The organism is Flavobacterium sp. (assembly GCF_030146175.1).
GTDB lineage: Bacteria > Bacteroidota > Bacteroidia > Flavobacteriales > Flavobacteriaceae > Flavobacterium.
The window spans coordinates 36,776-46,327 of sequence record NZ_JASLCE010000110.1; the positions used below are offsets into that span (position 1 = coordinate 36,776).

General features: G+C 34.9%; 10 protein-coding genes. 5 read left to right on the forward strand and 5 right to left on the reverse strand.

The window, feature by feature from the left end:
- Window positions 1–69 precede the first annotated feature (69 nt).
- The 4 genes from Q1R07_RS12830 (at window position 70) to Q1R07_RS12845 (ending at window position 4,646) form a co-directional block, all read left to right on the forward strand.
- Window positions 70–576 carry a hypothetical protein gene (locus Q1R07_RS12830; protein WP_300490919.1) on the forward strand — a complete coding sequence of 169 codons (507 nt, stop codon included), beginning with the start codon at window positions 70–72 and terminating at the stop codon, window positions 574–576.
- 70 nt (window positions 577–646) lie between these two features.
- Window positions 647–2,383: a HAMP domain-containing sensor histidine kinase gene (locus Q1R07_RS12835; RefSeq protein WP_300490922.1), complete on the forward strand. Its 1,737-nt coding sequence runs from the start codon at window positions 647–649 to the stop codon at window positions 2,381–2,383.
- Entirely contained in the window at window positions 2,376–3,122 is a 747-nt protein-coding gene (locus Q1R07_RS12840; RefSeq protein WP_300490925.1) for a response regulator transcription factor, read from the forward strand. The genes Q1R07_RS12835 and Q1R07_RS12840 overlap by 8 nt, the downstream gene beginning before the upstream one ends.
- 195 nt (window positions 3,123–3,317) lie before the next feature.
- Window positions 3,318–4,646, forward strand: coding sequence for a beta-1,3-glucanase family protein (locus Q1R07_RS12845; protein ID WP_300490928.1), 1,329 nt, complete (start codon window positions 3,318–3,320; stop codon window positions 4,644–4,646).
- Window positions 4,647–4,721: 75 nt separating this feature from the next.
- Here Q1R07_RS12845 and Q1R07_RS12850 read toward each other — a convergent pair whose 3' ends face one another.
- The 4 genes from Q1R07_RS12850 to Q1R07_RS12865 all read right to left on the reverse strand — a co-directional run bounded on the left by Q1R07_RS12850 (window position 4,722) and on the right by Q1R07_RS12865 (window position 7,221).
- A complete protein-coding gene (locus Q1R07_RS12850; RefSeq protein ID WP_300490931.1) occupies window positions 4,722–5,150 on the reverse strand; it encodes a VOC family protein in 429 nt (142 codons plus the stop codon).
- Between the two features lie 125 nt (window positions 5,151–5,275).
- On the reverse strand, window positions 5,276–5,590 hold the full coding sequence (locus tag Q1R07_RS12855; RefSeq protein ID WP_300490934.1) for a hypothetical protein: 315 nt from the start codon (window positions 5,588–5,590) through the stop codon (window positions 5,276–5,278).
- Between the two features lie 142 nt (window positions 5,591–5,732).
- The gene (locus Q1R07_RS12860; RefSeq protein WP_300490936.1) at window positions 5,733–6,443 is read right to left on the reverse strand and encodes a hypothetical protein; all 711 of its coding nucleotides are present in this window, start codon (window positions 6,441–6,443) and stop codon (window positions 5,733–5,735) included.
- Between the two features lie 166 nt (window positions 6,444–6,609).
- Window positions 6,610–7,221: an NYN domain-containing protein gene (locus Q1R07_RS12865; protein WP_300490938.1), complete on the reverse strand. Its 612-nt coding sequence runs from the start codon at window positions 7,219–7,221 to the stop codon at window positions 6,610–6,612.
- A gap of 229 nt (window positions 7,222–7,450) precedes the next feature.
- On the opposite strand from Q1R07_RS12865, the gene Q1R07_RS12870 reads away from it, so the two are divergent.
- On the forward strand, window positions 7,451–8,173 hold the full coding sequence (locus Q1R07_RS12870) for a pseudouridine synthase (protein WP_300490941.1): 723 nt from the start codon (window positions 7,451–7,453) through the stop codon (window positions 8,171–8,173).
- 271 nt (window positions 8,174–8,444) lie between these two features.
- Here the strand turns inward: Q1R07_RS12870 and Q1R07_RS12875 are convergent, their stop codons facing one another.
- Window positions 8,445–9,137 carry a hypothetical protein gene (locus tag Q1R07_RS12875; RefSeq protein WP_300490944.1) on the reverse strand — a complete coding sequence of 231 codons (693 nt, stop codon included), beginning with the start codon at window positions 9,135–9,137 and terminating at the stop codon, window positions 8,445–8,447.
- Window positions 9,138–9,552: the final 415 nt, after the last annotated feature.

A 9,552-nucleotide genomic window follows, 5' to 3' on the forward strand; every position in this document is an offset into this window, starting at 1 on the left:
AAAACAGGCTTTATGTGATTTTTTTATGTACTTTCAATTGAACAAAAATAATCCCAAAAAAGAATAGTTATGCGTACAACAAAGCAACAAGACCCTACATGCGAACAGAAAGTTAAACCGGCTGGTATAGTAATAAATGACGTAAAAGTGAATCGGTTGGAAGCACAAATCGACTTCCCGAATCCTAGACATGACAAACCATTACCTCCAATTTCTCAGGCAACTCTAAATAAGAATAACGAATTAGAAATCAGTATTGTCGTATTTATTAGTCAAAATACCGAAATCAAAGGAGATGAATTACGTGTTATTCAAGATTTTAGTTATACAAACGACCAAATTCCGTTTGCTAATTTTTACGTTTGCTATGATATCGCACCGGAACCTTGTGCTACGTTCAATATTTTTCAACTGAATTTTATAGCCGATCCGAAAGGTTTTGTTCCCAATGCGACCTTACCAAAAGGCTTACCCATACCGAATCTTCTAGAACTACAGGAAATTGTTACCTTTTTATGGGACGAAGATCCGGTTGGTTCCCGAGGTACGGTTACGACGGTACAATCGGGCGTATAACGGCGAATGGTTAAAAAACAGCGCGTATTTACACGCTGTTTTTTACTTAAATTGCGGTAAAAATCACCAGATGAAAGCCGTTTTTAAAATCGTATTTTTAAGTTTTTTGTGCTGTTTCCAATTCGCATTAGCGCAACAAAATTATAGCCCTTTTGAAAAAGAAATCATAGCCAAAAGCAAGCCTCTTCTTGGTGATCCCGATTTTGCCAAAGCACAGGGCTTTTTTTTACAAAAAGAATGGGACTCCTGTTTTGTTTATACCCTGAAACAACTAAGTATCGAAAATCAAAAAAAAGAGATTCAAAACTTTTGCCATTTCTTTAGAGGTTTCGGTTTTAAAGCGAAAAAACTGTTTAAAGAAAGTAAGAAAGAATTTCAATTCATTAGCAATGATTTTCCATTCCACAATCACATTAAAATGTTTCTAGGCGAAATAGCTTTAGAAGAAAAACAATTTAATACGGCTATCCACTATTTCAACGCAATCGAACAACTCCATCCCGATTTGCTTTTGGGAATCAAAAAAAGTAGTGTCAAACACAACCTGGGATTGTGTTATTTGCATTTGGAAAAATACGATAAAGCCGAACACTATTTACTGGAAGAGTTACAACTGGAAGAAGCACAAAACGATACGGCTGTCCTTGTGGGTTCTTATGGCGATATTGCCACATTGTATTATGATCAATATAAAGACAAGCTCGCGATTCCCTATTTTGAAAAAGCCTATCATCTTTCGAAAAAAGTAAACAATTACCAATTAAAACAAAATGCCGCCTTGAATATGGCTGTGGTTGAAGAGAATCGGAAAGATTACATCAAAGCGCTGACCTATCGAAAGGAGTATGAACAGTGGAAAGACTCCCTAAACGATCAGAATAAAGTATGGGAAGTTGCCCAACTTGAAAAACAATTTACGGTAAAACAAAAACAAAAGGAAGTCAGTCTGCTGAAAGCCGAAAATAAAATTAAAATCGCAGAGCGAAACGGACTCTTATATTCGGCCATCATTCTGTTATTGTTATTGGGTACAGCCGTTTATTTTTACCGCGAAAAAACAAAAAATAACAAAATTATATTGGCTCAAAAAGAGGCCCTTTCCGAGTTAAATGCCACAAAAGACAAACTATTTTCCATCGTGAGTCATGATTTACGTTCCGCTGTCAATGCCTTGAAAATCAGCAATGCCAAATTATTGGAAAATCTAGCCGCCAAAAACCTCGACGAGCTGGATTCACTGTTACAGCGCAATAGCGCCATTGCAAATGGTACCTATAACTTATTGGATAATTTATTGCATTGGGCATTATTACAAACCAAGCAATCGTACTTTGAAATAACAGCAATCCGTTTGTATCATTGCATCGAACAAATGGCTTATAATTATCAGCCTTTGATGCTTGAAAAGAATCTTGTTTTTGAAAATACCGTTTCCAAAAATGATTTTGTTTGTGCCGATCAGGAATCTTTAAAAATAATACTTCGGAATTTTATCGACAATGCGATTAAGTTTTCAAATGAAAATGGATTTATAAAAATATATACCCAAAATACCGATGAAAAGTATTGTACTTTAATCATCGAAGATAACGGAATTGGTATGGATGCGGCGCTACAAACAGCTTTATTAAACGAGACAACACTATTGTCGAAAACAGAAAATGAAGCCATAGTCGGCACGGGTCTGGGAATGCAATTGTGTAAATCATTGATTCAAAAAAACAACGGAAAATTAGACTTAAAAAGTGACGTTGGGAAAGGGACAAAAATCATTGTATCTTTGATTAAAAAGCAATCCAATGGATAATGTAAACATACTTATTATTGAAGACACCCCTTTAGAGAGCGAGGCGTTAATAAAAGTATTGAAAGCACATAATTATACAATCACGGGCGTCGCTACCAATCATAAAGAGGCCTTAACGCTTTTTTACAATCATAAAGTCGATATCGTTATCATTGACATTTTTTTAAATGGTTTACCCGACGGGCTTGCTTTTGCCGAAACTATCAGCGTTGTTCCCAATGCTGCCAGGCCTTTTGTTTTTTTGACGAGTTCGACAGACCGACAACTATTTGAACGGGCAAAACTCACAAATCCATTCAGTTATCTGATCAAACCCTTTAACGAGCTGGAACTTTTATATGCTCTTGAACTCGCTGTTGAAAAATTCTACAATCAAAATGATGTGTTTCTTGGCGAAGAAGAAAACACGATTATCAGTCAGGATTATTTATTTATTAAAAAAGGAAAGTCCCTTAAAAAAGTGGAAATCCGTGATATTATCTATATTGAAGTCGAAGAAAAATACTGTAGCATTGTCACCGAAACCGAAAAATTTGTCATTCTGATATCCTTAACCAAAATTTTGGAGTTGTTCGATAGTCAAGTATTTTGTAGAACACATCGCAATTTTATCGTGAATACTAAAAAGATAACCGAGATCATTCCGATAGACAATTTGGTGCTACTGAAAGGGGACCATAAAGTAATCCTCAGCGACAAATACAAAGACAGTATTACCCAGCGTTATATTTTAAAGTAATCCTTCCCGCTTTTCCCAAAACCGATTCATCATAATCCTTTTTATGATTATGGTAAATGAAGTTTTAATTTGTACTTCCGATTGGGAATCTTATGCCTAAAAAGCACTGTCTCGTTCCATTTTTTTAAATCACGGTGGCTTGTTATGCTACTTTTATGAAACTAAATCAGTTCATAACTTTTAAAAAACAATATTATGGCAACATTAACAGTAAATTTTAAGAACAACAGCGGGTTACCGGATAACCTGGTATCAATTGGTTTTGTTTCAGGAAGTACTAGCGCTCCATTTAGCATAAGCTACCCTGATCCCAATCTGACACAACCATTGGAATTGGAAATACAACCTTTAAATCAAACAAAAGGCGCTGGAAATTGGTACTCCTTAACCGATTTAAGCAATGGCATTTCCATTTCAAATTTCAGTGGTCGAATTTATGTCGCTTATGGTCAGACGTGGTCTGTTTTGAATGCCGGATATGAGCCGGCTCAAAATATTACCGATGTCAATTTCTTTCTTCGCTATGACAAAATGGAGTTGACTTTTAACGGAAATCCGGCAGATGTAGCCGATTTAACCAGCATTGATTATTGGAGTATTCCGATGCAACTGGAAACTTTCCTGAATGGAGTTAGCGTTCAAACAGATAATGGCATCAAAACCGGAAAAACGGCTGAGATGATTTATGCGCAATTAAAAGCCATTACAACACCACCGCAATCGGGTTTACAAAATGCTATTTCAGCGGTTGTTCCGGGTAGCTTTCAACAGGCGCCTACACAGCCGGGAACCGGTTTTGCCCGTATAATCGGACCTTCTTCGTATCCGCCAATCGGAGGCGTTCCGATTATCCCCTATGTTCTTTTTGACAATTATATCGGCTACTTAATCAAAGACTTTGGGCCAGGTACTACTGTAGGGCAAGTAATCCCCGGATTAGGAAACGGAACGATTGCCACCATTGCAGGTCATTTTAATGGCGTTGGACCGAATGTACCCACAACCGGACCACAAAGTGCTCAAAGTTATAGTTTTACGGCTTCAGTAGCTAATTCGGGCGATATCACGTTAACCGGAACTGTAGGTAGCGTGACCGGAACGACGACAATCGTGTATAAAAAAAGTGATTTGATCAGCCCAAGTGGTATTTATGGTGCCAATGCTCCTTTTTCGATTAATGGAGGAGCGTCTCAAAATCCGGCCAACGATGTTTATGGTTGGATAACCGGTGATTTATTAGCCGGATTTAATATTGGAGCCATTGCTTCGGCAACCAAAATAAACAGCGTACAAGTCGGTACAATGGAAAGCTCGAAGTGGTTTACGTTACCCGACACGTCTTTATTTAATAATTTGCAGCAAAATTCGCTATATTACAATCAATATGCCGCTGCATTACAACAGTTGTCGGATGCGTATAATTTTGCCTATTCCGATCGCTTTTCTCCGGTATTAGTGTCATTAGATCCTTCAACAGTTAATACATTGCAAATTTCACTGTTTAATGTGACCACAAGCAGCTAATTGCTACCTCGCAATACCATATATATCAATGAGCTCAATAATTATTGGGCTCATTTTGTATCCTATACCCTTTCGTTATTTTTTTGGATTAAAATCGATGATCCATTCGATTCCATATTTGTCTCTAAACATTCCAAAATAGGAACCCCACGGGCTATCCGAAATGGGCATTTCAATTGCTCCACCAGCAGAAAGACTATGAAATAATTGACTGGCTTCCTCTTTACTTTCAGCGCTAATTGAAATTTTACTTCTGTTTTCATTTTCATTGACTCTTCCTAAAAACTCCGGAACATCATTTCCGATTAGCACATTACTTTTCCCAATCGGTAATGCAATATGCATAATCTTATTTTCTTCATTTTTACTTATTTGGAATTCCGGGTTTTTAAAATCTTTAAATCGGACAATTTTTGAAAATTCTCCGCCAAAAGCAGCTTTATAAAATTCAAATGCTTCTTCTGCATTACCATTAAAGTTGATATGAGGATTGATCAGTGCCATAATTGTAGTTGTTTTGGATTAATGACGTTTTTACAATGCTAATCGGGATTATATCTTAATCCCCTAATTATGTTAAAGATAGCGATTTTAAACGAGGATAAAATACAAGATGATCAAATAATATGTTATTTGATTGGATGGTTATGAAGCGACTGATTAATGATATCTTCCACATCTTTTTGTGTCGTTACGTTTTTTCCGGCATCGGTAAACTCGTAGCGCTGCTGTTCTTTCGAAATCTCTTTGATCAATCCGTTATCGATTAAAAATATAAAACACCGAACTACTTCAAGCTCTTTACAACCACTTTTATTGACTTCATAAATGCTGCGCGCTACGTTTTTTATAACCTTTTGACCATAGTCCGATTGATACCACAATTCCCGGATTAATAGAAACATTGTTTCCGCGCTCAGTTTTCCGTTTTCTAGGTTTTGCATTTTGTTTTAATTATTGATTCCGATGGTGCAGATTTACTTTATCAATCATATAAAAAACATCTGTATTCTGTACAATGGTCTATATCGATTTACTTGGATTACAAATCCGAGCGATCTGGACAAACTGATATTACATGAAGTATTATTGAACTTTCACTTTCCCTTTAGTATCAAAGAGTGGCTGTCCATTAATATATATTTTGATAATATCAATTGGGAACTGTACATCTTCAATAATTTTGAATTCGCCTGAAATAAATAAATCTAATAAATCTATAAGCTCCCTAACAAACGTTTTATTAATTGGATTGATAAAAACAGATATTGGATGATCAGGATACCTTCCTATGAAGGTATTTCCTTTTGGATAAACTCCTAGATCTTTTTTTGCTAGAAGTTCTTCGAGTTCCATTGCAACTTTATGTCTTTGTGTATTTCCTGACTCAATTTCTATGATTGTATTTGGCGCTTTCGGATATTTTATGGATAGTGCCTCGAGTTTTTCTATGATAGTTTGCTTTGTATTCTCATTAATTGCTTTGTACTCGTTTTGAAAATAGTTGATTGTGTTTGTCCCTCCACTTTGATTATTTGTCACAATCATGGCTGATGGTGCATTGATTTCTTCTTTATTCATTTCAATCACTTTGCTTCCTTGTACCAAATCTCCTTTAATGTTGTAAGTCGTTTGGGTATTAGAGTTAGACTCTTTACCTTTCGAACTATCAATTTGTTTTTGCATTTCTTTTTTCTCCCCAAAATGATAGGCGCCATATCCGGAAATTGCTGCAAGTATTGTAAAAAGGGCTATTCCAAACTGACACAACGTCTGTAATGTTTGATATTTTTCCATTATTATATATAATATTAAATATTTCGTACAATATTCCACAGCTTGATGTCAGTCAACAACCACAATTTAACAATGTTACAATAGAACCGAGAATTGAAATTCCCGAAGACACACAATAGAAATATAAACCGAACTATTATTTCAAACCGCTATTATAGGCAGTTTTTTATTTTTTTCTAAATAAATTTTTGAAATATGGCCTAAAAGTTTTGTTAGCTGGTATTTCGGTAAAATTTACTGCATAATTACACGCATTGATAAGCTTTTTATTTGCGAAGCTTTTGTTGTATTTATTTTCATAGTCAAAATAAAATAATAAAACTCTTTTACCTTGTTTCATTAATGCTCTTACAAGTGGAATAAAATCACCATCTCCTGTTATTAAAACAGCAATATCTATTTTATCATCTAATGCAATTTGTAAAACTTCCAGAGCCATTTTCACATCAACTCCTTTTTCATTCTGTTCGTGATTATTATGAGTGAATTTAAGTTCAATACCGGCATCTATTAAATCTATATGTCTATTCCTTTCTATTTCAAGATGTTTTGTTTCTGTTTGTTTTGTGTGTTTTAGTCCTTGAAACCACGATGCATAAACAACTTTATAAGAATTAAATCCTTGCTCTTTTTCTGCAATAACTTGTTCAATTAATTCATGCAATGGCTCAAAAACAATCCAACCATTTTCCTGTATAGTGTTATAATGAAGCTGTGCATAAGTAAAATAACTTCCGTCATAAAAAACCCCTATTCGTAATAAACCTTTGTTTGTCATTTGTCAATAATTATTTAACGATTATTTTTATAAGATTACTATTACATCGCTCTTACAAAGCTTTTCACCAATTACTTTTGTAAAGAAGGTGATATACTCCTATTTCATAAACCCGTAAGAAACTAATTTACACACAACAAAACAATACGTGTTTTTACCTAATTTAGAACGCTCCTATTAAATCAATATCAAAAAATCACTTACTTTTAGACGTTTTTTACAGCTGCATATGTTAGAGATTATTTATCAGGACGATTATTTAGTTGCCATCAATAAACCACACGGTCTTTTAGTGCATCAATCTCCTATTGCAAGAGATGCATCCGAATTTGCCATTCAGTTGTTGCGGGATCAAATTGGTAAAAAAGTATATCCGGTTCACCGAATTGATCGCAAAACTTCGGGAATATTGCTTTTTGCATTGGACAAAGAAGTGAATAAAAATCTTACGGAACAGTTAACGCTAAAAACCGTTGAAAAAAAGTATTGGGCCATTGTAAGAGGTTATACTCCCGATGAGCAACTTATAGATTATGCTTTATACAAGGATAATGGCACTTTACAGGAAGCACAAACAATGATTACGACTTTAGCCAAAGTAGAAATCGACATTCCCTCGGGCAAACACAGTACTTCCCGATATTCGTTTGTGGAAGCTTTCCCGCTAACAGGCAGAATGCATCAGATTCGCAAGCATATGGCTCATATTTTACATCCAATTATTGGTGACCGTCCTCACGGATGCAACAAGCAAAATAAAATATGGCTGGAAAAATTTGAAATGAATACCATGTTACTCCATGCTCAGAAATTGGTTTTCACACATCCTGTAAGCAATGAAAAAGTGGTACTTACCGCACGTCCACAAGAAGAGTTTATACGGGCATCGGGAATTATGGGCTTTCATATCGATGAAAAAAATTGCGTTAGTAATAGCCTGTTCTCACGATAGCGCGGAATTTAAAATCATGGCTTTTGTAAAGTTGTGAATTGAAAGATATCACAATCGAACACCTGATGCCGCTTTTGTTGTATTTTAATAAGGTTGAGATCATTTAAATTTAATAGTGCTATATGGCTTAATTATTTATAACGTTTTACGGCTTGGTGTCATTTGCGACTGACGGCAAGCTGCTTTTCTGATTAGGAAAAACTGTGATAGAAAAAAATTGCTTTCAATCCATTGGATTGAAGCAATTCTACCAAACCGCTGTTGGCAGTAGTTATTTTTTCAAAGGCTTAATTCCAAATTCAAACAATTTGTCGCCAATATTTGTCAACCTGAAACCGTGAAACCAAGAAGAAATTTCTACAGCAAATCCACTGCTTGTTATAAGTGATTCGAGTTCAAAATCTCTTTCGCCAACTTCTTCGTGATTTTGCTCTGTAATTATAAAATTATGCTTTTCCAGTTTGAAGAAACCATTAAAAGTAGTTGGGTTTAGTTTATCTAGAGATATGAGTATATCACAAAGCTCTTCATAAGTAATTTCTTTACTGACATATGCGCCAAATAAGTTTGAAGTAATTTTTGTTTGAGTAATTTCTATGTTTCTATCAATGAAAATCATAAGCCTTTCGGCTACTTTTTTTCCAAACTTTGGGTCAGCTTCAAGTTTCTGCTTGTAATTGCTGATTTTTTCAGAGTCTATTTTGCCAGAATTAAATTCTTGGATAAAAGTCAAAAGTTTTTTAGCAAACCAAAATTGATTGATTGAGATTCCTCCACGAATGACACCTATAACAGATTTTACTATCGGAATTTCTTTCAACGTTTCATTTTCAATTAAATCATCAATGTAAATTTCTGAATAGTCAATTGACAAATCGAGAGACGGATTAAAAAGTTCATCCAATAACGTTTTGCTTATGTTTGAACTTGTTCCAATTTCGCTTCTTTGAGTTACTTCCTTCATTGTAGAGAGTGGTTAATAATTACTGCCAACATCGTTTTACACGAAACTTCCTCCTTATTTATTTCGTAAAAAAACACTATAACTGTATTTCGTAATACCGAAAGAAAGTAATTTATACACAACAAAGCAATACGTGTTTTTACCTAATTTATAGGCAATGAGATTTTAAAGTGCCGTATTAACGAAATTACGGGACTTTCCAAATGTTTACTTTTAATAGTTGTATTTTGATTTTGAGAGAATTAAGTTATCGTTATAAAAAGTTTACTATTTTTTAGTCATAAAGGTTTGCAGATATGAAAAAGCTTGTTATATTTGCAACCGCAATCAGGAAATGGTTGTAACATATTGGAGAAATGGCAGAGTGGTCGATTGCGGCAGTCTTGAAAACTGTTGACTGTAACAGGTCCGGGGG

What these genes read in the sequence shown, in the direction of transcription:
- Q1R07_RS12835 (WP_300490922.1), top strand. Translation starts at nt 647, where the DNA reads ATGAAAGCCGTTTTTAAAATCGTATTTTTAAGTTTTTTGTGCTGTTTC.
- Q1R07_RS12845 (WP_300490928.1), top strand. Translation starts at nt 3,318, where the DNA reads ATGGCAACATTAACAGTAAATTTTAAGAACAACAGCGGGTTACCGGAT.
- Q1R07_RS12870 (WP_300490941.1), top strand. Translation starts at nt 7,451, where the DNA reads ATGTTAGAGATTATTTATCAGGACGATTATTTAGTTGCCATCAATAAA.
- Q1R07_RS12830 (WP_300490919.1), top strand. Translation starts at nt 70, where the DNA reads ATGCGTACAACAAAGCAACAAGACCCTACATGCGAACAGAAAGTTAAA.
- Q1R07_RS12875 (WP_300490944.1), bottom strand. Translation starts at nt 9,137, where the DNA reads ATGAAGGAAGTAACTCAAAGAAGCGAAATTGGAACAAGTTCAAACATA.
- Q1R07_RS12855 (WP_300490934.1), bottom strand. Translation starts at nt 5,590, where the DNA reads ATGCAAAACCTAGAAAACGGAAAACTGAGCGCGGAAACAATGTTTCTA.
- Q1R07_RS12840 (WP_300490925.1), top strand. Translation starts at nt 2,376, where the DNA reads ATGGATAATGTAAACATACTTATTATTGAAGACACCCCTTTAGAGAGC.
- Q1R07_RS12860 (WP_300490936.1), bottom strand. Translation starts at nt 6,443, where the DNA reads ATGGAAAAATATCAAACATTACAGACGTTGTGTCAGTTTGGAATAGCC.
- Q1R07_RS12865 (WP_300490938.1), bottom strand. Translation starts at nt 7,221, where the DNA reads ATGACAAACAAAGGTTTATTACGAATAGGGGTTTTTTATGACGGAAGT.
- Q1R07_RS12850 (WP_300490931.1), bottom strand. Translation starts at nt 5,150, where the DNA reads ATGGCACTGATCAATCCTCATATCAACTTTAATGGTAATGCAGAAGAA.